Origin of the sequence: Nocardia sp. CNY236 (assembly GCF_000482385.1) — a bacterium.
GTDB lineage: Bacteria > Actinomycetota > Actinomycetes > Mycobacteriales > Mycobacteriaceae > Nocardia.
This window is the reverse complement of sequence record NZ_AXVD01000040.1, coordinates 24,970-45,604: the sequence shown is the minus strand read 5'-3', so window position 1 is coordinate 45,604 and position 20,635 is coordinate 24,970. Positions and strand designations below refer to the sequence as shown.

Genomic DNA, 20,635 nt, shown 5'->3' with positions numbered 1-20,635 from the left:
TCGGGAACAGAGGACTATCGGACGGTTGCGGTGGCGACGATATAGCCCTTGGGGTCGCGCCAGCACTGTCCGGGGTGGGCGGTGAACCAGTCGTGGATGTCGGTGGTGACCGCGTCGAGGATCGCCGATCGGTGCGGGCTGGCGGCGTCTATGCCGCAGAAGGAGAATATGGCTTCGGCGAACCGTATGACAGGTTCTGGAGTGTCGAAGAGGAGGGCGTTGTCGCACTGGCGGATGTGGACCTCGCCGAACACCACACTCAGCATCTTCGGCAGAGTTGTGGAGTTCACGTCGTTGACCATGCCCACCGCTGGTGCCAGGCCGCGTTCGGCGGCCCGGTCGAGGACGAGTTGGCGGGTGCGGGCGCAGGTGGCCGGGTGGTTGACGCTCACGGCGACGCGGCTGCCGGCGCGGCTGATGCGCCACAGTTCGCGCAGCGCCTGGTACGGGTCGGACACGTGGTACAGCATGTGCCGAGCGGTGACGGCGTCGAACTCGTCATCGGCGAACGGCAGGGCCTGCGCGTCACCGAGTACGCCTTCGATGCCGGGGATGGTGTCGGCGGCGGCGACCATGGCGGTGGAGTTGTCCAGGCCGACGAGGCGGCCGTGGTGTCCCTGCTCGGCAAGCTGGGCGAGGAATCGACCGTCGCCGCAGCCGATGTCGGCCAGATCCTCGCTGCCGGTCAGCGCGAGTGCGGCCAGAACTGCGGCGACCGGGTCGTCGGGATGTTCGCTGTGGCGCGCATGGGTGTCGATGCGCACCTGCAACGGGGTGGTCGAGGCGTATTCCGATGTCAGGCTGGGTCTGGTGATGCTCATGCGCGGGTTTCCTCCTCAGCTTCGGGTGTGGCGTTCGGGTGGTGCAGGTGTCCGGCTGCCATGGTCAGGATCGGTGTGGTCAGCTGGGCGAGATCGCGGGTCGGGTCGCTGGGGACGGCGATCAGGTCGGCGCTGAGCCCGGCGGCGAGCGTACCGGTGAGGTGTCCGATCCGGAGCGTTTCTGCGGCGCGGCGGGTGGCCAGGTCGATGACCTCGGCGGGCGACAGCCCGAGGTCGAGATAGGCCGACAGCGAATGCGGGTAGCAGCCCGGAGGAGTGTGCGGGATGCCCGCGTCGCTGCCGGGCACAAGCCGGACTCCGGCCTCGAGCATGATCCGCAGGTGGTCGCGGCGCACCGGCCACGGCAGCCGCCCGGCGGCCGAGCGGGCGAGGTGGTTGATGGTGGGGCAGACCAGGATTGCCCGGTCGGCGATTTCGCGGACCAGACCGCGATCGAGGTTGAACCCGTCGGAGGTCATCCAGGTGCAGTGCTCGATCGAGTCGACCCCGACCGTGACGGCCTGCCGGATCGCGGCGGTGCCGTGCGCGTGGACAGCGACCGGCACGCCGCGTTCGTGCGCGGCTTCGACGGCTGCCCTGACCTGGGCGTCGGTGAACTGCGGCTCGTAGGGCGAGCTTGCGCCGCCGGTGGTGAAGCCACCGCTGCCCATGATCTTGATCCAGTCCGCGCCGCGATCTGCGTTGGCGGCGACCAGGTCCCGGATTCCGGCAATGGAGTCGATGGTGCCGCCGAGGCCATGGCAGTGCCCGCCCGCCACGGTCAGCGGAATGGTGGAGGTCAGGACCCGCGGCCGATCGTGGATCAAGGCCAACGTGTCGAGATCGGTGTAGTGGGGTGCGCCGAGGTCACGCACCGTCGTGACGCCCGCTCCCAGGAGTTCGGCCAGTCCGGTGCGAATGGTCGCGGCGACCTCGCCGCGGGTCCTCGCCTGTATCGCTGTCGGCGGGTGCGTGGCACCGCCGAAGGACAGGTGCACGTGTGCGTCGATGAGGCCGGGCAATACGGTCGCCTCCGGCAGGTCGATCCGTGTGGCACCGCCCCAGCCGCCGGGCAGTTCGGACGTCGGGCCGAGCCAAACGATCTCGTCCTCGTCGACGACGACGGCGCCCGGGGCATGGGTCGCGCCGCAACCGGTCAGTACCCGGGCGGCGGTGATGATGCGTGCGTTCATGCCGGTCGCTGTGCAGGTGCGTGCCGTTCGGGGTCGGCGAAGACTTCGATCACCAGCGTGCCCGGCGCGACGACGGCCGCATGCGGCACCTGGTCACCCAAGCTGAAATGCTCTCCTGCGCAGACGGTTCGCTCCTCGTCCCCTACAGTGAGCTCGACCCGCCCGGCGAGCACCAGCCCGAGTTGGGGACCGTGCTGGTGCCGTGGCACGCTCGCCCCGGTGGGGAAAGACCAGAACACGACCTGTCCGTCGGTGCCGGCCAGCAGGTAGCCGCAGCCGCAGGGGAACGGGGTGTCGATGATGGGGAGCCGCTGCACCCAGTCCGGCCAGTCGTTCACAGTCGGGCCTCCGCTGCCGTGGAACCGGCCGCCGGGGTGGGGCCGGTGTAGGCCTGCACCGGCCGCACGCCGAAGTTGTGCGGGCCGAGGTGGTGGTAGTAGTCGGTGCGCAACCCCTGGACAAGGGTGCGTAGAACTCGGTTTGGGTGGTCGATGCCGCGCCCGAACTCCGCCGGGGAGATCCGGGCCAGAGCATCGAGCGAGTCCCGTGCGGTGGGCACGGTGTTGCGGTCGATAGCGGTCACGATGACGTGCAGCGCCGAGGCCGCAGTCTGTCGGAACCGGGTCGGTCCGTAGCCGATGATCGTGGCCGCCAGGACCGCGCGCTGGAACCCATCGAGCAGGTGCACACCAGCCGGAGCCTCGTGCAGCGCGGCGAGCAGGTCGCGGTGTGTGGCCGCGACACCGAACAGGTGCGCGGCCGCGGTGAGGACCAGTTCATAGGTGTGTGCGTCGGTGATCGGCATGGGCCGGCTGTGTTCGCGGGCGCGGACCAGCTCGGCGACCAGCTGACGGTCCAGCACCGCGCACGCCCGCGGATCATCGACCAGGGCGCCGTAGCGCTGCGGGCCACCAGCGCGGCGCGTGAGGCAGGCTACGGCACGCAGCGCCTCCAGCGCGGTCTTGATCCGCCACGGCGTCGCCCCGGGCGCACTGTCGGGGCAATAGATCGTCGCGAGCTGATGGGTCAGGCCCTCCAGACCCTCCCGGGGGCCGATCGGCGGGTTGGCGACCCCAGTCGGCGCGGGTCCGGCCAGCGGGTGAACAGCACCGTGGTGCAGGTCCACGCCGAACCGGCCCGCAACCCGGCCCACATCCCCGCAGCCGATGGCGAACACGGTGCTGTCGATCTCCGGGTGGGCCGTGAGCAGCGCCCGGGTGAGCTTCTCGACCGGTGCCGGATCATCCAAGTTGTCGATGACGGCGACCAGGTCTACATCTGAGCTGAGGGTGTACCCGGCCCGGCGGCGCCGCACCGCGGGTTCGCCGCGGGCCAGCGATCCGGACACACAGATGCTGACATCCTCGCCCAGATGGATGCGGCCCTGCTCGCCTACAGTGCGCGCGTAGTCAGCCAGGTGCCGGGTGACCCGCTGGCGCGCACGGGGTGGCGCGCTGGCGGTGTGGGAGAACCAATCCGGGGCGGTCACGGCCTGTCCCCGATCGCGTCGATAATGGCCGACATCTCCAGATCCCCCAGCCCGAGCTCCATTGCGCGGCAGAACTTCTCGGTGGCCGCTGTGATCAGGGGTGCGGGGAGGTCGCCGAGCACGGCGGTGGTGTGCCGAAGGTCCTTGGCGATGACGGCCAGCGAGCAGTTCGTCAGGTCGTGGTCGGCGTCGAGCATCGCCGGCCCGTAGGCCGTGGCGACCGGCGCCGCCCACCCGTGCCTGGACCAGACCGCCTGCAGCTGGGCCGGATCGAGACCGAGCGCAGCCGCTGCGGTGAACGTCTCGGCGAGCCCTGCCAGGATCACCGCCGCCAGCGCGTTGTTCAGCAGCTTCACCGTCGCCGCGGCGGATCCGTCCCTGAGCCGCACGACCTCGTCGGTGATCACGCGCAGCAACGGATCCGCCGTGGCGAGGTCTGCGTCCGTACCGGCGATGAACGCCACCAGAGTCCCGTTCTCGGCACCGACCCGGCTCCCGGTGACCGGAGCCAGCACCGGCCGCGCTCCCGCAGTAGCCGCGTCGAGCATCCAGCTCAGCGCGTATCCCGGTGACAGGGTCGATGATTCGATCACCACTGCCTCGCCCACGGTGGCGAGCGCGCCGTCCGGACCGAACCATACTGTCCTGCTGGCGGTGTCGTCGTGCACGAACGACCACACCACCGACGCGTCCTCGGCAGCCTGCGCCGCCGATGCGCACACGATGGCGGGTCCGTCGATCGCGGCGGTGGTGCGGTTGTAGCGGCGCAGCTCGAATCCGTGCGCGTCCAGACGTTCCGAGACGGCGTTGGCCATGATTCCGGCGCCGAGAACTGCCACGGTGCACGGTTCACTCATCGCCGTCGCCCTTGCTGTAGAGCAGCCACACCATCGTCGGTTGCCACTCGGCGCGGACCTCGAGTCTCGGGTAGCGGGCGACCACATCGACCGAGGCGATACAGGCGTCGACCTCACCGCGCGCGGCCGCCGACGCGGCCAGCGGCTTGGCGTCGACCGCGACCAACCGCGCGGCGGGCGCGCGCCGGGCGGCGAACACTCGGGTCGCCGGATGCGTGGCCACTGTCGCCACCGGAATCTGTCGTGGCAGGTCGTGCCGGACCGCGAAGCACATCGGCTTGGTCGGGCTTTCCCAGCAGCGGCGCAGCCGCAGCGCACCGCTGTGTGTGAAGTGCTGATCCACCCAGGAATCCACTGTCCTGTCGTCGGCATCCAAGGCGAGGTATCCGGCCGCGACCAGTGCCAGAGCCTCGCCGGCCGTCGCGGTCGCCATCGCCTCGGCGAACGAATCGACCAGCAGCACCCGCGAGGTGTGCTTGCGCGCTTCGGTTTCGGCGTCGGTCCCGGCCGGGCCCAGGGTCACGATCGGTACATCCAGCCGGAAGCCGTCCGGTTCCCGCTCACACACGGTGATCGCCTCGTTCGGGCAGCAGGCAGCCGCGGCGCGGCCCTGCTCGACGCTGACCGGGGCGCCGCGGGCGGAGGCGAGGCCGTCGAGCAGCTGGAGGTGTGCGGCCGCGATCGGCAGGCACACGCCGGTGCCCGCGCAGCGGTCGCGGTCGATGATCAGTCTCACGTCCATGCCACGTCCAATCGTTCGAGGGAGCGCACGACCCGGCCCGTTCGCCACGTTCCGTTGTCGGCAGGGTCGGCCAGGCGCAAGCCCGGCAGCCGGGTGGTCAGGGTTTCCAGGGCTATCCGTGCTTCCAGTCGCGCCAACCCTGCGCCGACGCAGTAGTGGGTGCCGTGTCCGAATGCCAGGTGCGGCAGCCGGGTGCCGCGATCGAGCACCAGGGAGTCAGGGTCATCGAACACGCGCGGGTCGCGGCCGGCGGCGTGCATCGCGGGAATGATCGCGTCGCCTACGCGCACCAGCACAGGGCCGAGCTGCACATCCTGCGTGGCGACGCGGGTGAACCCTCCACCAACCCCGACGGGCACGAATCGCAGCAGTTCCTCCACCGCGGCGGGAATCAACTCCGCTCGCTTCACCAGATGGCGAAAATGGCGTGGTTCGCGCAGCAGGGCGAACACCGCGCTGGACAGGAACACCGTCGGCGATCCGCGACCGCCGATCAAGCAGGCGATGATCAGGTTCAGCACTTCCTCATCGGACTCGGCCGACGCGCCGAGCCGCCCGAACAACACAGTCGGGTTCTCGGCCGCCATCGCCCGCGCCAACGATTCGCATTCGGCGCGGGCGACCGCGAGGGATTCCAGGGTCGCGTCGCGGGCCGTGAGCGCGTCCCCCAACACGAACACCTGATGACGGAAATGCTCTGGCACACCGAAGATTTCGCAGACTACTTCGGCGGCGAACGGTTCGGTGAACCTGGTGACGATATCGGCGGGCTCCTCGTCAGCCACCAGCTCGTCGACCAGCCGGTGCGCCAGGGAGGTCACCGCCGGTTCCATCGCGGCGACCTGACGCGGGGCGAATATCGGCGCTATCAGCGTCCGCAACCCGGTATGCCGGGGCGGGTCGGTCGCCAGAATCGCCGCCGACGGCAGCACCTCGGTCGACAACCGCGCCACATGCGGCTGATTCGCCCGCTCCCGGGAGAACCGGGGATCAGCGAGCACCTGTCGCACCAATGCGTGATCGGTGACGAGCCAGCCCGTAGACCCACTAGGCAGCTCCACCGCCGTGACAGGCCCACACCGGCGATAGTCCGGCTCGAGATCGAGTGTGTGTCGCTGTCCGAACGGATACCGCAGCGGACACGACAACATCGGGTTCTCAGGGGTCATTCGGACACGCTCCTTCGCTGACACCACCAGTGAGAGGCCAGCCGCGCCATCGTGTTTCGCCTTCCAGCGCGCTGGTGCCGATGCGACCGAACAAAAGAACGATCGCTTCCTAGACGGTATGCTGACCAGTCCGGAGGCTGAACTGACCCGCAGTACGAGTAGGCCCGGCACCGCCGCGAAGACGCCGAGGATCGTCCATGAGTACGCCCCGCGAAACACCGACTCCGAGTCAGGGTGCAGCCCGCGGTGCCGTCTCCGGTTTCCTGCTGAAGCTCCTGCGCGAGGCCGCGCACCTGACACAGACAGAGTTCGCCGAACTCGCTGGCGTCGACACCACCACCATCTACGGATGGGAAAGCGGGCGCCGTCCTCTCGCAGGTCTGCGCGCCGGGGACCTGACCCGCGTGCGGATGCTGCTCACCCGCCACGGCGCACCGCCGCACGCCATCGCCCTGCTTGGCGACGCGCTGGAGGCTGACCTGATCATCGGTGACACCATCGCCACCGATCCCGCCACTGCCGCGCCCAACCATCACCCGCTCGCCATCAGCGTCCACCAACGCACGCTGGCCAACTTGATCACCTGGCCGGTCACCGGCAGGCCTCCTGCTCAAATGGCCGACCTCGACACCAGACGCGGACGAGGCCCACGGGCCACCCACCCGGTGGTCTCCGCCACCGACCGTCAGCAGTTCTTCGACAACCTCCTGCTGACCGCGGACGCCTGCCGCTGGCCCGATGACGCCCTGCTACGACGGCAAGCGACCTTCCTACTCGGATTCGACGATCGCACCCAAACCAGCGACTGGCTCGCCGGAGAACTCACCCGCGCCACGGGCTCGCCCAGCAGCACCGGCCCGCCCGGGTGGCTGTGGGTCCGGTCCTCGGCCATCGCGTTGGCAGCCGCCGGCGACTGCGGACCACTGCGCGCTTGGCTGTCACAGCTGCGTGACGATCACGCCCAGGAACGGACGAACTTGACCTACTACGCCTACTGGGTCGGCGAACTCGGCACCGGCCCGGTCACCACCGACGCGGCCATGGTTCGGGCCGACCCCGGCACGTGGTCGGGCGAACGGCTGCTGCGGCACCTCCTCGACCGCCTCCACCCCAGCACCAGGCAAGCCGACCTCTACGCCCACACCCTCGCCGACCTCATCGCCAGCCACCCACATCTACTCGCCAACCCCGCACTGCGCGCGGCTACGCGAACCGCACTCGACCGGATGAGCGGCGACTCCGAACTCATGCCCCAGGCCCGCCACGATCTGGCTAACGTGGCCTACGCAGTACGCATGTCCAGCCGATGACGCGGAGGAACACCATGGATGCACAGCAGCTCGGCCCCGAGGCCGCAGCCGAGATCGCCGCCTTCGCCTACGAGCTGGGCAATCTCAAACGCGAGCCCCGCAAGGGCTGGCGTCAAGCTCACGTGCCCAATCCGGAGTCTGTCGCTGACCACACGTGCCGGGTCGCGCAGCTCGCCTCTATCATCGCCGCCATCGAAGGCGGTGACCCGGCCACGGCTGCCCATATGGCCGTCTGGCACGACAGCCAGGAAACCCGCACCGGCGACAACAACAAGACTTCCATCGCCTTCCTGACCGTCGCCAGCCACGAGGAGGTAACTGCCGCCCAAGTTGTGAAGCTCCCACAAGCGGCACGAGAAGCGTTGCAGCACACAGTCGCCGAGTTCGAGGCCCAAGCCACACTCGAAGCTGCCTGCGCTCGCGATGCCGACCGGCTCGAATGTCTCATCCAGGCCCTCGAATACCAAGCCGCAGGAAACACCCTGATGCAGGAGTGGATCACCGACTCCTACGCCAAGCTCAAGACCACCACCGCGATCCAGATCGCCGACGCCGCCAGAGTCACCTCCCCCCTCAAGTGGCGCCAATAATCAGACTGTGCCGACGGGGCGCGGCCACGCTGGCGCGCTCGCCACGCTCCAGGGGGTGGACACCGTCGAGCCGTGCTCACTCCCTGCGCCGGACAACGAGCGAGATTTCTGGGTCAGGTGGGGTACATGGGACTGGCGCGCCCCGCGTATCAACCCTGTTATGCGGGACGCTTCTGCAGAGGATGGACGCTGGCCAGAGCCAGAGCCAGAGCCATCACGCGTTGCACCTCCGCGCGGCTGACCATGTCGTCGCCCTGCGTCTGCACGGCGGTGGCAGCAGCGCCGATGGCCAACCAGTCCCGGAGAACGTCTGAGTAGTTGACCTCGCGTGCGGCGGCCTCGGCTTTGATGCGCTCGTTCATCTCGAACGGCAGGCGCACGGTGCGCGATACCATCACCGGCGCGCCGGGTTCGGGCAGGTCTGGTTCAGGGGCGGTCTCGTCGCCTATCTCACACGTCGCCAGGCCGATTCGGACTATGCGAGCGTCGCAGGGATCGCCCGTTGCCTGGTCTTTCAGCTTCGCGTCACGCGTGACGCCAGAACCGAACGTCGACCGTCTTGAGTGCAGTGGGGCGCTCTCCGACACCCGGTAGAGTCGTGGTGCGAGGGACCAGGCAGATAGCTGCTGCCTGGTCCCTCGGCCATCAGGCGCTCACCAGTGTTCGATCAGGTCGAACTCCAGGCCGCGGTAGCCGTTCGGCACGGTATCTGCGACGGTGATCCGGGCCCGTGCCCATGTCCCGACGAGGGCGTAGTTGCCGGTTGTGGATTCTTGGCGGAGATCGCCGCCGCCGCGGCCGTTACCCTCCGCGGTGAGCACCGGCAGCGGGTGCATGGCGAATCCGCTCGCATTCGCAACGACGGTCGTCTTGTCAACGTAGACCCGCTTGTCGTGGTTGATGACGTACCTGCCGACCGGAATCTCGTCTGGTGTGGTGATTTTCGTCGCCGTTTTGGCTTTGTTGAAGAGGTTGCTAGGGCTGCCCGGCTCGCTGTCGGCGTAGTCGCCTGCCCAGACCACACGTGTCGGCGAGGTCAGCACACGCTCGACGACTTCGATGAACTCGTTGCCGATCCAGGAGTGCTCCATCAGTTTCATGTTCCGGGGGGGAGGTAGCCGGTGATTTCGGTCGCGTCATCGGCGAGCAGGACTGCTATGTAGTACTGGCCCATGGTGATCCCTTCACTAGTGTGAACTTTGTTCGCGAATACTGTTGTGGGATGCTGGATTGCATGACCGACCACGGCCCTGCTATCCGTGCGAAGCGTGCCGCGTATGACGCTGCTCGGGCAGAATTGTTCGCCGAGATCCGTGCGGCGTTGGCCGACAACGTCGGCCCCAGCGCGATTGCTCGTGACAGCAACTTCACCCGCGAATACATCGGGAAGATCCGCGACGGGAAGGGGCCGAAGGACGTGTGAGGCCGTCGCTTCTGCTGCGGCGGGAGCGCGTAAATGTCGTTGTCCGCGTACCGGCTCTCGCGGCAGGGCGCTGTGTGTTCGGTGACCTTTACTCCGGACGTCGTCTGCGGTGAGGGTGACCGATTTCCAGCAGGGCTGGTCGTATTGCAGGACCAGGCATCCGGCGACCCGGTCGGCTATGGCGAGGGTGTCGTCGGCTTCCAGTTCGACCGCGAGCAGGACACGCTGGGTGCAGTCGACGAATTCGTTGCATTTCAGTGGCAGTCACGCTGGCCAGCACCGACACGGTACTGATCACCGTGGACGCCACCGCGCCGTCCGTGCGAGGAGTCGATGATGGTGCGCGACCAGTCGAGCGTGTCGGCGGCGTGTAGTTCAGCCAACAGCAACTCATGCAGATGCTGCCACACGCCGACTTCGTTCCATTCCCGAAGATGCCGCCAACACCTCATACTCGAGCCGAAGCCGAGCCGCTGGGGCAAAACTCTTATTGGATACCGGTGTGCAGCACGAACAGAATCCCACACACCACCTGCGATCGGGAAGGCGTCTACGGCCAAGGCTACGAAAGCGCAGCGGCATGACCGGCAGCAACGGCTCGATACCCGACCATAGATCATCCGACACGATCCAGGGCGGCTGTTCTCCCTCTACTCATCCTGATGACAACGTCACACGCAGCCCGACCAACAACCCACTTTGTTAGGAATCTATAGCCCCAGAGGGCTATTCCGCATTGCGCCTGAGCATCCGGCCGACGTCGCCCCCCATGGAAGCGGCTTCGGCGCGTCGGGAACGCTCGTTCATCTCTGCCTCGAATGCTTCGTCCTTCGCCCGCTCGCTCGCGATGAAGTGGTTCTTGCCTTCGACCTTCGCGAATTCCGGGTCGTTGAAGATTGGCACCACGCCGAGGCCCTTGAGGTCGGGGCCGTCCATGAAGAACAGGCCATTGTGTCCCAGCTCGCCACCAACGTGAGCGATGCCATTAGGCACGAGGATGCTCACTGCGCGGGAGCCTAATTCCCCGCCTGTGGTGAAGTCGCGTTCAGCAACAAGCCAGGTCCAGCGCGCGAATGGGTAGTCGTAGAAATGAGTTGGCTGGTTTCCGGTACGCAGCCATCTGTTCAGCCACGTCAGGTAGTCTGCGCGGTCAGCATAGCGGAATGCATTCGCATTCTTCATCGTGAGTTTCTCATTTCTGGGTCAGGTGGGGTACATGGGACTGGCGCGCCCCGCGTATCAACCCTGTTATGCGGGACGCTTCTGCAGAGGATGGACGCTGGCCAGAGCCAGAGCCATCACGCGTTGCACCTCCGCGCGGCTGACCATGTCGTCGCCCTGCGTCTGCACGGCGGTGGCAGCAGCGCCGATGGCCAACCAATCCCGGAGAACGTCTGAGTAGTTGACCTCGCGTGCGGCGGCCTCGGCTTTGATGCGCTCGTTCATCTCGAACGGCAGGCGCACGGTGCGCGATACCATCACCGGCGCGCCGGGTTCGGGCAGACCTGGTTCAGGAGCGGTGTCATCGACGCGCAGTGAGGCGAGGAATTCGGCGGATTCGGCGGCGTTGGTCGGGTAGTGGCTGTGCTCACTCATGGTGTTCCTCCCATTTTTCGAATTCAGCGAGGAGGGTGCCGATCACCGGCAGGACGCCGATGACTTGTTGCTCCCACTGCGCCACGAGGCGGACAACGACAGCGAGTGGCGCGCCGGAGGCGGTACGACCGATGATCATGACCGCGGGAAGGTTCCCCTTCCCGCGGACTGGACGCGGCCAGCGCCGCCCTGGCCCGGTCAAGACCTGCATGATCTCGTACGGTTCGACACCGTGTCGTGCCGCAGCCTCCAGAGCCCATTCGGGTATGTCGTATACCACCCGCTGATTCTACCCGGCGTGTCTTACATTTGTCTTACACTAGGTGGCACGGGTGTATCGCGGCCCTCATTCCACATCCGGGTCGTTGCAGTGTGCCAGCAGTGCCGCGCTCGTGGTGGTAGCGGCGCGGATTTTGGCCTCGAGGTCATCGAGCAGGTCGTCGATCTGGTCGTGGATGGGTCGGTCGCGGTGGCGGGCTGCGATGCCGTGGTCGTGGTAGTGGGGATCGAGGCGCGCGGTCATTGGTGTGGGGTCGGCGTCGGGGGTGGCGCGTTGCTGGGCTGGTAGGAGGGTGCGGTGGCGTGGTGGGGTCCCTGCGAGGTGGGCGGCAGCGATCTCGGTGGCCGAGCCGGGGTGTAGGGGACGCAGCCGACCGATTGGGGTGTCGCCGGCGGGGTAGCCGGTCGCTGTAATCGCGGTGAGTAGCGGCTGGTGTGCCCAGCGGGGATCGAAATCTGTTGCGGGCAGGGTGTTGTCGGTGAGGCGTTCGGCGAGGATGGCAGGTCCGATGCCCCGGGGCGCGAGGTTGGTGACCGCCGCCCAGCGCCGCAGGATCTGCACCGGGCACAGCAGTGGCTGGCGGGGGCGAGAGGGCATGATCAGCATGCCGCCGTCGACGACTACGGCGGTGGCGGTGATCTGGATCTGGTGTTGCCGCAGCGCGACGAGGCGTGGAAATGACAGGCCGGCGGCGGCGAGGGTGAGGAGTGCGGCGTCGCGGCGGCCGAACAGTCCTCGGGTCCACCCGTGGGTGGGCAGCTCGGCGAGGACGGTGTCGACCGCGGTCTGGGTGCGGGCGCGGCGCGCGGCGCGTGTGGGGTTGCAGAGTTCGCGTACGGCCTCGGCCCGGCCGGGCTTGGGGTGGCCGTAGTGGCGGTGTGCGGCGTTGATCGCGGCGACTCGGGCGCGCTGGGTGGCCGGTTGTCGGTGGTTGGCTTTCAGGTAGGCGACGATGACGTCCGGCTGCGCTGGCATGTAGCACAGTTCGCGGGCGATGCACCAGTCGGCGAATGCCTCCCACGCTGGCAGGTAGCGGTCGGGGAGGCCGGACAGATCGGGGTCGGGGTAGCGGCTCATAGTGGGAGATCGTCGACGCCGTTATTGCGGAATCCAGGGGTTTTGTCGTAGTGGCGGATCAGAGTGTCGGTTCGCTTGTGTCCGGTCTGGCGCATGATGTCGGCGTTGGACACTTCCTGCCCACGCAGTTGCGTGACGAATCCGCTGCGTAGTGAGTGCCCGCTGATCCGCTCGATGCGCTCGGGGTCGAAATCTGCTTGCTGACAGCGGTATTTCAGTATTCGCGCGATGTTGCGGTCGGCGAAGGGGTGACCGGTGTCGCTGGGTAGGTATCTGGTGGTCTTGGTCAGCGGGCGCCATATCAGTGCGGTGCTACGGCGGTGGAACGGTAGATTCCGGTCACAGCGGTGCTGGTGTGGATCCCGGTCATGGGTCTGGTTCATCAGGTCGATCATCGCCCGGCGGGCAGCACGCCGCTGCTGGTTCGTGTCGCCGGAGGTGGCTGCGGACGAGACGCTGTTGTCGTGGACGGTCACCACGATCAGCCAGTCCATCAGTGCGCACCTCGGACAGTAGCGTGGGTCCTCGGCGCAGTGCAGATAAGCGTATTCCATTGCGGTGGAGGAGGTTTTGGTGCCACGCAACCGCAGCTGGATCCAGCTGCGGTCGGTGTCTGCTGGGTCGCGCACGATGCTCAGGTCCCCGAACTGCAGCCCGGCGATCTCGGATCGACGGCGCGCGGAGGCGAATCCGGACAGAATCAGCGCAGTGTCTCTACATGCGGCGACTTTCGCTGGCCAACCATCATCCTCGGCTGCGTGCGCGGCGATCGAATCCACCAACCTGCGTATGTCGTCGGCCAACAGCGGGTCAGCCGATGCGGTGGGTCGGCCCGGCCGTTTTGTGCGCTTTCGTTTGGCCGCCATCACCGCCTTGGCTACGAGTGGGCCCTCTGTGGGATCCGGGTGGCCACCGTCGAGATGATCTCGGCGAATCGCCGCAGTCCACACGGTGAGAGTCGAGAGGGGATAGGTGTATCCGTCTTCGTCGCGGAGCTTTTCGTGGAAGGCGAGAAACGCCGCGACGACCTCCGGGTCGGCGGGCCGGGCCTGGTACCCGCGTTCGGCGCACCAGGCGTCGAACCGCTCGACCGGTGCACGGTAGGTACGCACGGTGTTCGGGACGGTGGCGGCATCGAGCAGTGCGTCGAGCGCGGCGCGGTCGTCACTTCCAAGCACATCCTGGGTCGGGGTGGTGTCCGCGGCAGTGACGGCGCGCAATGCTATGCCGGTGTCGGTGCGCCGGACACCGGAATCCAAGGCCGCGAATTCAGGAGCGGCGACCTCACTCTGTTCCGTCACTGTGACAATCCTTTCCCGGTGGTTGAGTGGCGGCCGAGACTGCGGCCACGGTCGGCCCGCGCCGAGCGGACCGCGCATGGGCGGTGATCTCGGTAGGCATCGCCGAATTTCGAGCTACTCGGGCTCGGGCCGTGTCCGTGGGCGGCTTGGCAAGTCATATCGGTGGTAACGCTCACGCGTGCTGCAACAACGGGACACGAACCCAGCACGCGCGTTCTTCCAGGACGGTGGCAGCGAGATCCTCGATTGTGCCTCGGATTCCGGTCACAACGACCACGCCGCCGTGCGTGGCGTGGGTGGCCACTGCCCGGCGGCGCCAGTCACTGTAGGCCGGCATCGTCCCGGTGTAGAGCACTGCGCCGTCCGGCATGGTGATCCCCAGGTCATCGGTGCTGGACAGCTCCGCCTGCCATCCGAAAGTCGGTGGACCAACACACGCCAGGTCGCGCCCGACGGGCCGGGTCCCGAAATCACGCATGCGCGACAGCAGCAGGTCGCCGGTGAGCAGCGCGCCGTCGTCGTCGAGCGCGGCCACGGTGGCGTGCTGCACGAGGGCGATCATCGCCTCCGCCGCGACGGTGATGGTTTGAGCTGAAAGCGTGGCAGCGTCCGCCGGCACTCCCGCGCCAGGGTTCACGACATAGTCGGGTACCTGCATGGTTCAACCCCCTCCGTGGTCACTGACCCTGGCAGATGCTTTGCGGCTGCCGCTGATAGCGGAGCATCGTCGCTGGTCACGGCAGATATCCTACATGAAAAATGCTGTCCTAGCGGGGATTTCATACGTTTCGTGTCCTATAATCCCCCATTATCGGACACGAAAACACAAAGTCATCATGTGACTACCGAGGAAGACCCCGCGACTCGTCATTGAAATGTCAGTGGGTGACCTGGGGATTCGTCACTCGTGTCAGTAGCGTTCGTCACGAAATGTCAGCTACGCGCTGGTCAATGGCTATTTCTCGGTGACGGTGTTGGCGCTGGAAATGTTGCGCGGAACTCCTGAAAACGTCAGTCATGACGCGTCACTGACATTTCGGCGCTGATGGTGCGTCCCGACGCGGACGCAGCGCCGAGGCACCCGGCGGTACGCGGCTACTCCCTGGTCGGTCTCGCTCGCTGCCACCAGTCGATAGGCTCGCCGGATTCGTCGAGGTGGTCGATGAGGTGTGCGGTGGTCTCCACGTGCGCGCCGGATTGGTCGCAGAACACCCAGAGCTTCTGGGCGGCGTCACGGTACCGACGATGGTTTTAGCGTCGAACGCCGCGACGACCCTGTTCGCCGCGATGTGGTCGAGTTCTTGGCCTGCCGCTATTGGGGTTGGGTGATGAATCGGGCGATCGTTTCCAGGCCGGGGTGGTAACCGTCGGTGGTATCGACCCGCAGTTCTGGTACCTCCATGCTCACCGGCACGAATGTGGGGGCCGCGTGATCGGCGGCGGTGATGGTGGCCAGGTGCCTGGCGTCGTTGTGTGCGCGGCGGTGCGTGTTGGTCTCGGCACGGTGGGAGATCCGCTCGCGCAGTACTTGTTGCGGTGCGGTGCAGTGGATGATGCGGATCTGGGCGATAGTCGCGAGCGGCATCAAATTCGGTTTCCAGAGCCGATCTTGAAAGGCCGCTTCGGCGATGACGGTGACTCCGGCGCGGGCGAGCACGGTCAAGACCTCGAAGAAGGCGTGCAGGACGGGGATGTTGAGATCGTCGTAGCCGGTCTCGTCAGGGGTGGCGGTGGCCATGACCATGCCCTGTTTGATCTCGTCGCGGACGATGGCGGGCACGCCGATGTCGGCGGCCAGCGCGTGGGCCAACGTCGACTTACCGGACCCCGGCGGACCGCTGACGACGGCGAGGACGGGCAACCCCGTGCAATTGCGTTCGATGGTGGCCATGCCGCATTCTGGCACGTCAGACCCCCTCGCCGGTCCGGCTGACCCGATGAACGAGGTGAGGCGGAAGGCGATGAAGCCCGGCTGTCGGGTCAGGGTGTCGTATTCGGCGGGGTGGGTGCGGGCCATCGCGGCGCTGGGCTGGTGTTCGGTGATCGCGTCGATCGTGAACCCGGCCGTGGTGAACTCCGCGCACCAGGCTTGGAGCGGTTGGCGCCAGAAGCGGTGGGTGATGCCGCACGACCATTCCTGTTCGACCCAGCCGGTATCGAAGTAGCCGCCCTCGGTGGTGAGCCAGTCGGCGGTGGGATGGCTGGTCGAGATGATCAGGTGCCCGCCGGGGCGCAGGACGCGGCGCAGTTCGCGCAGCAGCGCGATCCGGTCGTCGATGTAGTGGATGACCAGGGCGAGCAGGCACACGTCGACGGAGCCGTTGGCCAGCCAGTACACGGGTTGGGTGAGGTCGTGCTGTCGCAGGGTGATCTGGCCGGCGGCGTGCTGGCGGGCGAGGTCGATCATGTTGGCGCTGGCGTCGATGGCGATGACGTGGGCACCGCGGGCGAGGAGTTCGGTGGCGTAGAGGCCGGGCCCTACATCGTCCACGGTGATCGACGCGGTGCCCGCGCCCGCCGAGCTGGAGTCGTGACCGACAACGCGGCACAGATCGTGCGGGACGCAATAGCCTGCACGGTCCGGCGAAAGGGTCTGCCGCGCAAGCGATCGTGGTGAATTGACGCCGCTGGCATGGCAGTCTCAGTACATGGGGAAACCAACACTTCTCGTCGACGTCATGGGGTACCCGCACACCTGCGCCGAGTGCGGAACCCGCCAGCAGTGGGTCTGGGCAGTCGAAGCGCGGGCACTCGGCCGCGACGGCACGGTGGAAGCGATTGCCACCGACCAGGAATTGCCGGTACACATCGCCCGCAGCGTGCTGACGGCGGCCGGTCGGCCAGAGGTTGCGGCGCTACTGGGGCAGCGACGTGAACGCGGCCGCAGCTTCAATCCGAACGTCTGCGCCCACTGCGGGCACCAGGAATGCTGGCACGCATTCGAAAGTGTCGTCGTCGCCGGCGCACACGCTCCTCGCGACCCGATCGCCGCCGCACCCCACCCCGTCCCGGAATGGCGTCAGCTCATGGCATCGTTGCGCAGCTACGAATGCTGGTACGTCGGCCGATAGCGGAAGTCCTGGTGCCGTCCACCTCGTCGCTACCGTGACCAGGCAGTGGGTCGGCAACACCAGGTGACCGGGAGGCGAAACATCCCGAACTCAGGCGTCGAGGTCTTGGTTCAGGACGAAGGTGCGCTTCTTAGGTGATTCCATGAATGAATCGGCCAGGTCGGCATGCTTCTTCTTGAACGCGGCATTGTCGTAGGTGGTCTTCTGGAACGGCTCCCACAGCTCAGGGTGCTCGGCCTGGGCTCGTGTGGCGTTGAACCAGCGCACCGAGTCGGCCTTGTCGTAGGTCGCGATGCCGGCGATGCCTCGGTTCTTGCCGATCGCCAGCATGATCGTCCGGCGCAGCGGTTCGGCCTCGGCGTCGAGCCGGCGCAGGTCGGCTTCGATCGCGACCAGGCGGCGATGCGCGGCCACGACCTCGTCGGAGGCCTCGATTACGGTGTCGTCGTTGTCAACAGTTTCCAGCTCGGCCAACTCGGCTTGCTGGGCCAGCTCGGTCGGCAGGACCTCGGTGAGGTAGCGGCGCAGTTCGTCCATCCCGGCGCGGACCTCGTCCTCGGTGAGGCGGTAGACCTCTTTGCGGTGCTGACGCAGCCGCGCGATCCACAAGCGTTTGAGGAACCGTTCGCCTTCGAGCGGGTGTTCGGTCTCGACGTAGTCGAACAGTTCGAGCCTGCCCGAACTGCCTGTGCGCAGCGAGCTCTGGCGCTGCGACAGCGTCGACGTCTTGCCGATCTTGAACAGCGATCCGGTGTCGTACTGCGAAACATAGGTGTAGCCCATCAACGTCCCCTGCTACGTGAAATGTGCTCTCGCCCGATCGAGAACACGACGAGACCCACATGGTCGCACCGGCCACCGACAACTTCACCGGTCAACAGATCATCGGGTTGGATTGCCGCAGTGGCTATTCCAGTTGACCGCCGAGGACTTGCGTCAACAGGTCGCGAGCCGCGGCCTCAGCATCGACGCGGTCCCGGTCGCTAGGCCCGTCGCCGTCACCGCCGCGCTCGTGCCAGATGTGCTCGGCGCACTCGCGGCTTCGACCTCGAGCAGCGCGCGACGGCACGAGATGTCAGTAGGGTCCGGCCGGAATTGCCATGCTGAACTGGGGGAACGGGGGAGGAGCGCAGATCCGGCGACGTCATCCGCTCGAAAGGTTTTTGGCTCCGCGGAGCCAGGCCGGTCGGCGGTGGAGTCAACGCAGTGTGGGAACGGTGTACAGGCTTCGCACCTCGGGCGGTTTGTTGGTCGAGAAGAGTCGATGGGGTCCGATGCGGCCGAATGAGCACCTAGCACGGCTGTCTTCGACCGGAGTATCGCTGATTTGCGCCACCTGACTGGTCAAGTATTTGACCAGTACGCTTCCTGTATGGCGACCGATGAATTCAACGACACCGCACTCGAACGCCTCGACAGCGCGGTAGAGGAGTGGTTTGTCTCTGATGAAGTTCTGTTGGATGCGATGGACTACGCGTTGAAGTGCAACGTTTCCCGCGACGAAGTTGCGCGCCGTGTCACGGTGAATTCCCGCCCGACGGTGCCGTCGGCTCTGGCCCTGATCGACCGAAGGGACGAGATCAGCCGCGTCCTCGGCGACGCTGGAGTCAGCGTCCTCACCTCCGATGACACCGAGGAGGTCTGGCTCTTCCTCACCAGCAAGCCTCGCCGGGGAGTCACAATCGAGCACAGCATGGACAGCATCGGCGCTGGAGCGCCGGGTACGCCCGGACGGGCAGCGACTACCGAACGGGTGGCTGCCAAGGTGGTGGCGATCCTGTATGACGCCGGATTCGAGTTGGCCTCGGGCACCACCCGACTCACCCGCGACGCCGCGATCACCGCATTCGCCGACCCTGATGCTCGGCTACAGATCGAGGAAGCCCCGAAACCGGGCGGGTGAACCACCAGGGATCCCTTGCCGTCCTGGACCTCTAAGCCACGACGGATGCCGCTACGGTGCATGCTCGACGAGTCATCTGTTGCGGGAAAGAAGCCACGGCGAGCGGGTCGCGCGAGCGGGCTGCCCAAATTCTGTGCTGCCAGGCAGAACCGTTGAACCTGTTCCGATTTGCGAACCTGTCGACCCGGCCCGGCCGCATCAGTAGATGAGTGGAGCCTGTCTGACCAGAGGGATCCAGTCCCGGAACGGCGGGAGGCTTCCACTCCATCACTTGACGGGTGACAAGCATCCATCTTCAGCTATTAGAACGGAGGGTCATTGCCGGTGATCGGGGCGGACGCCGGGACCGTCCGGGGCCGGGCCGGCTCGTCGCCGGGGGCGTACCATGCGCGCCAGATCGGTTGATCGACCAGGTGGTCGTAGTACTCGCGCATGTGGGTGTCGAGCTTCCGCTCTACTGCGGCGATTTCGGCGCTGTAGTCCGCCCAGCCCTTGGCGTCGCTGTCGGGATAGACGTACTCAAGTGGGGTGTTGTCCAGCATCATCAATCGGTTCCACTCGGCGAGCAGCTCGTGTGCACGCTCGCTGGCTTCGTCGCGGGCCTTGCGGATCTCGTCCGCCAGGATCACGTCCGCGCGGGCCTGCTGGATTGCGTCGTACTTGCGCACATGTGCGCGGGGCTCGGTGATGTCGTCGGCCATCTCGGTCCTTTTCGCGATGGGAGGCGGCTCGTCCGCCCCCGCTCCGTCATTGGTCCCCAATGTTTCCCAAGTTCCCCAAGTGCCCCAGCGATTCGGGTGTGAGCCAGATCATCAGGGAGCCCGGGGGCCGGTCAGCGTTCGTCGTCGACGACATCCGGTTCGACACGCACCCCATCGATGTACGCCACGTCGCGGTACCTCGCGCGCCCGGCCGGGTCGGCCAACGGCAAGGGGCCGGAACCCGTTCATTCCTCTCGTGGTCGTCCTTCCGGGCTGGCTACTTCTTCTTGGTGGTCTTCTTCGCCGCTGCCCTGGCCGCCTTGGCCTCGGCGGCGACCTCGTCGACATCGGCGGTGCCGAGTGCTACGGCGTCGATCCTCGACAGCGGGTATCCCCAACTTTCCAGCAGGGCAAGGTAATCGGCGATGAGTCCGCGCCGACGCGCGGGGTTGGCTCCCGCGGTGAGCGTCCCGCCGCGCCAGCAGTGCGGGGACTTCTCGTTGGGCTGCATTCGCGCCTCGATAGCGCCCAGGACCATCGCCACCGCAACCATTTGTGCGCGCTCGGCGGCGCGGTCGATGGCGGCTTTGCTGCGGGCTTCGCCGGTCGGAAGCGCGTAGCCCTTCGTCCCTGCCAGCTTCGCGGCGATGTCGGCGGCGGCATTCTCGCTGATGAGGCCCGGTTGCTCGGTGAGCACACGCACCGCCCACAGCAGGGCACCGACGGGCAGCCCTTTGGCGAGTCGGTCGCCGACCCACTTCCGGCGCACCGGCGTTGCCGTGCGTGCCAGCTCGTTGCACAGCCCGGAGCGCTGCGCGGCGGCGGCCTTGGCCGCCTTCTCGGCCGCGATCGACTCCGCGTCCTTGACCGTGTCCCGCCCGGCCACCGAGCGCAAACCCTCGGCGGCAGCGTCGCGGCAGTAGTACGACGGCTCGAGGCGGGTTTCGACCTGCACCTCTGTGGCGTGCACGTCGAAACCCTTGCGGGTGACCGCGTGCGGGTCGTTGCTGGTACGCCAGTCCACCCGGTAGTAGCTGACCTCTTCGCCGGTCGCGGCCAGCGTCACCTGTTCTTTCTCGACGAAGTACACCGCCCAGTTCGCCGGGTTCTTG

25 protein-coding genes are annotated in these 20,635 nt (G+C 66.9%); 6 read left to right on the top strand and 19 right to left on the bottom strand.

All coding sequences use genetic code 11. From position 1 onward, the window contains the following. Positions 1–14 precede the first annotated feature (14 nt). From K940_RS30975 to K940_RS0118980, 7 genes are read right to left on the bottom strand one after another with little or no spacing between them, the layout of a single operon-like run. The gene (locus K940_RS30975; RefSeq protein ID WP_051407359.1) at positions 15–821 is read right to left on the bottom strand and encodes a class I SAM-dependent methyltransferase; all 807 of its coding nucleotides are present in this window, start codon (positions 819–821) and stop codon (positions 15–17) included. Further along, positions 818–2,014 carry an amidohydrolase family protein gene (locus K940_RS29200; RefSeq protein ID WP_051407358.1) on the bottom strand — a complete coding sequence of 399 codons (1,197 nt, stop codon included), beginning with the start codon at positions 2,012–2,014 and terminating at the stop codon, positions 818–820. Before K940_RS29200 ends, K940_RS30975 begins: the two co-directional genes overlap by 4 nt. After that, positions 2,011–2,352 carry a cupin domain-containing protein gene (locus K940_RS29195; protein ID WP_051407357.1) on the bottom strand — a complete coding sequence of 114 codons (342 nt, stop codon included), beginning with the start codon at positions 2,350–2,352 and terminating at the stop codon, positions 2,011–2,013. The genes K940_RS29200 and K940_RS29195 overlap by 4 nt, the downstream gene beginning before the upstream one ends. After that, entirely contained in the window at positions 2,349–3,503 is a 1,155-nt protein-coding gene (locus K940_RS0119000) for a hypothetical protein (RefSeq protein ID WP_028478824.1), read from the bottom strand. Before K940_RS0119000 ends, K940_RS29195 begins: the two co-directional genes overlap by 4 nt. After that, on the bottom strand, positions 3,500–4,360 hold the full coding sequence (locus K940_RS0118995) for an NAD(P)-dependent oxidoreductase (protein WP_028478823.1): 861 nt from the start codon (positions 4,358–4,360) through the stop codon (positions 3,500–3,502). Before K940_RS0118995 ends, K940_RS0119000 begins: the two co-directional genes overlap by 4 nt. Continuing rightward, positions 4,353–5,102 (bottom strand): ferredoxin, encoded by a 750-nt coding sequence (locus tag K940_RS29190; protein ID WP_081706480.1) that lies wholly within the window; start codon positions 5,100–5,102, stop codon positions 4,353–4,355. Before K940_RS29190 ends, K940_RS0118995 begins: the two co-directional genes overlap by 8 nt. Then, the gene (locus tag K940_RS0118980; protein ID WP_231390431.1) at positions 5,093–6,271 is read right to left on the bottom strand and encodes a cytochrome P450; all 1,179 of its coding nucleotides are present in this window, start codon (positions 6,269–6,271) and stop codon (positions 5,093–5,095) included. Before K940_RS0118980 ends, K940_RS29190 begins: the two co-directional genes overlap by 10 nt. A gap of 197 nt (positions 6,272–6,468) precedes the next feature. Between K940_RS0118980 and K940_RS0118975 the strand changes: the two genes are divergently transcribed. Together K940_RS0118975 and K940_RS0118970 are read left to right on the top strand one after the other, a co-directional pair. Continuing rightward, positions 6,469–7,581 (top strand): helix-turn-helix transcriptional regulator, encoded by a 1,113-nt coding sequence (locus K940_RS0118975; protein ID WP_051407356.1) that lies wholly within the window; start codon positions 6,469–6,471, stop codon positions 7,579–7,581. 14 nt (positions 7,582–7,595) lie between these two features. Continuing rightward, the gene (locus K940_RS0118970) at positions 7,596–8,171 is read left to right on the top strand and encodes an HD family hydrolase (protein ID WP_028478820.1); all 576 of its coding nucleotides are present in this window, start codon (positions 7,596–7,598) and stop codon (positions 8,169–8,171) included. A 158-nt stretch (positions 8,172–8,329) separates the two neighbouring features. Here the strand turns inward: K940_RS0118970 and K940_RS33685 are convergent, their stop codons facing one another. Both K940_RS33685 and K940_RS0118960 read right to left on the bottom strand, forming a co-directional pair. After that, a complete protein-coding gene (locus K940_RS33685) occupies positions 8,330–8,566 on the bottom strand; it encodes a hypothetical protein (protein ID WP_028478819.1) in 237 nt (78 codons plus the stop codon). 258 nt (positions 8,567–8,824) lie between these two features. Beyond that, a complete protein-coding gene (locus K940_RS0118960) occupies positions 8,825–9,271 on the bottom strand; it encodes a hypothetical protein (protein ID WP_028478818.1) in 447 nt (148 codons plus the stop codon). A gap of 134 nt (positions 9,272–9,405) precedes the next feature. Here K940_RS0118960 and K940_RS0118955 point away from each other — a divergent pair, with 134 nt between their 5' ends. Both K940_RS0118955 and K940_RS0118950 read left to right on the top strand, forming a co-directional pair. Beyond that, the gene (locus K940_RS0118955; protein WP_231390430.1) at positions 9,406–9,594 is read left to right on the top strand and encodes a hypothetical protein; all 189 of its coding nucleotides are present in this window, start codon (positions 9,406–9,408) and stop codon (positions 9,592–9,594) included. Positions 9,595–9,627: 33 nt separating this feature from the next. Next, positions 9,628–9,888 (top strand): hypothetical protein, encoded by a 261-nt coding sequence (locus tag K940_RS0118950; protein WP_028478816.1) that lies wholly within the window; start codon positions 9,628–9,630, stop codon positions 9,886–9,888. 432 nt (positions 9,889–10,320) lie between these two features. On the opposite strand, the gene K940_RS0118940 is transcribed toward K940_RS0118950, so the two are convergent. The 7 genes from K940_RS0118940 to K940_RS31785 form a co-directional block, all read right to left on the bottom strand. Continuing rightward, positions 10,321–10,776, bottom strand: a complete 456-nt coding sequence (locus tag K940_RS0118940; protein ID WP_028478815.1) for a hypothetical protein — start codon at positions 10,774–10,776, stop codon at positions 10,321–10,323. 66 nt (positions 10,777–10,842) lie between these two features. Beyond that, positions 10,843–11,190 (bottom strand): hypothetical protein, encoded by a 348-nt coding sequence (locus K940_RS29185; RefSeq protein WP_051407355.1) that lies wholly within the window; start codon positions 11,188–11,190, stop codon positions 10,843–10,845. Further along, complete coding sequence (locus K940_RS0118930) at positions 11,183–11,470, bottom strand: hypothetical protein (RefSeq protein ID WP_028478814.1); 288 nt, start codon at positions 11,468–11,470, stop codon at positions 11,183–11,185. The genes K940_RS29185 and K940_RS0118930 overlap by 8 nt, the downstream gene beginning before the upstream one ends. A gap of 66 nt (positions 11,471–11,536) precedes the next feature. After that, entirely contained in the window at positions 11,537–12,547 is a 1,011-nt protein-coding gene (locus K940_RS0118925) for a hypothetical protein (protein ID WP_028478813.1), read from the bottom strand. Then, entirely contained in the window at positions 12,544–13,848 is a 1,305-nt protein-coding gene (locus tag K940_RS0118920; protein ID WP_196812273.1) for a hypothetical protein, read from the bottom strand. The genes K940_RS0118925 and K940_RS0118920 overlap by 4 nt, the downstream gene beginning before the upstream one ends. 172 nt (positions 13,849–14,020) lie before the next feature. After that, positions 14,021–14,506 (bottom strand): hypothetical protein, encoded by a 486-nt coding sequence (locus tag K940_RS30970; protein ID WP_051407354.1) that lies wholly within the window; start codon positions 14,504–14,506, stop codon positions 14,021–14,023. 654 nt (positions 14,507–15,160) lie between these two features. Then, complete coding sequence (locus K940_RS31785; RefSeq protein WP_081706478.1) at positions 15,161–16,339, bottom strand: methyltransferase domain-containing protein; 1,179 nt, start codon at positions 16,337–16,339, stop codon at positions 15,161–15,163. Between the two features lie 157 nt (positions 16,340–16,496). On the opposite strand from K940_RS31785, the gene K940_RS0118895 reads away from it, so the two are divergent. Continuing rightward, entirely contained in the window at positions 16,497–16,919 is a 423-nt protein-coding gene (locus K940_RS0118895; protein WP_155980970.1) for a hypothetical protein, read from the top strand. 90 nt (positions 16,920–17,009) lie between these two features. On the opposite strand, the gene K940_RS0118890 is transcribed toward K940_RS0118895, so the two are convergent. Then, complete coding sequence (locus K940_RS0118890; protein ID WP_028478810.1) at positions 17,010–17,702, bottom strand: GIY-YIG nuclease family protein; 693 nt, start codon at positions 17,700–17,702, stop codon at positions 17,010–17,012. Positions 17,703–18,291: 589 nt separating this feature from the next. Between K940_RS0118890 and K940_RS0118880 the strand changes: the two genes are divergently transcribed. Then, positions 18,292–18,822, top strand: a complete 531-nt coding sequence (locus K940_RS0118880) for a hypothetical protein (RefSeq protein WP_028478809.1) — start codon at positions 18,292–18,294, stop codon at positions 18,820–18,822. A 302-nt stretch (positions 18,823–19,124) separates the two neighbouring features. Here the strand turns inward: K940_RS0118880 and K940_RS0118875 are convergent, their stop codons facing one another. Further along, a complete protein-coding gene (locus K940_RS0118875; RefSeq protein WP_028478808.1) occupies positions 19,125–19,523 on the bottom strand; it encodes a hypothetical protein in 399 nt (132 codons plus the stop codon). Between the two features lie 277 nt (positions 19,524–19,800). Beyond that, on the bottom strand, positions 19,801–20,613 hold the full coding sequence (locus tag K940_RS0118865) for a hypothetical protein (protein WP_028478807.1): 813 nt from the start codon (positions 20,611–20,613) through the stop codon (positions 19,801–19,803). Positions 20,614–20,635: the final 22 nt, after the last annotated feature.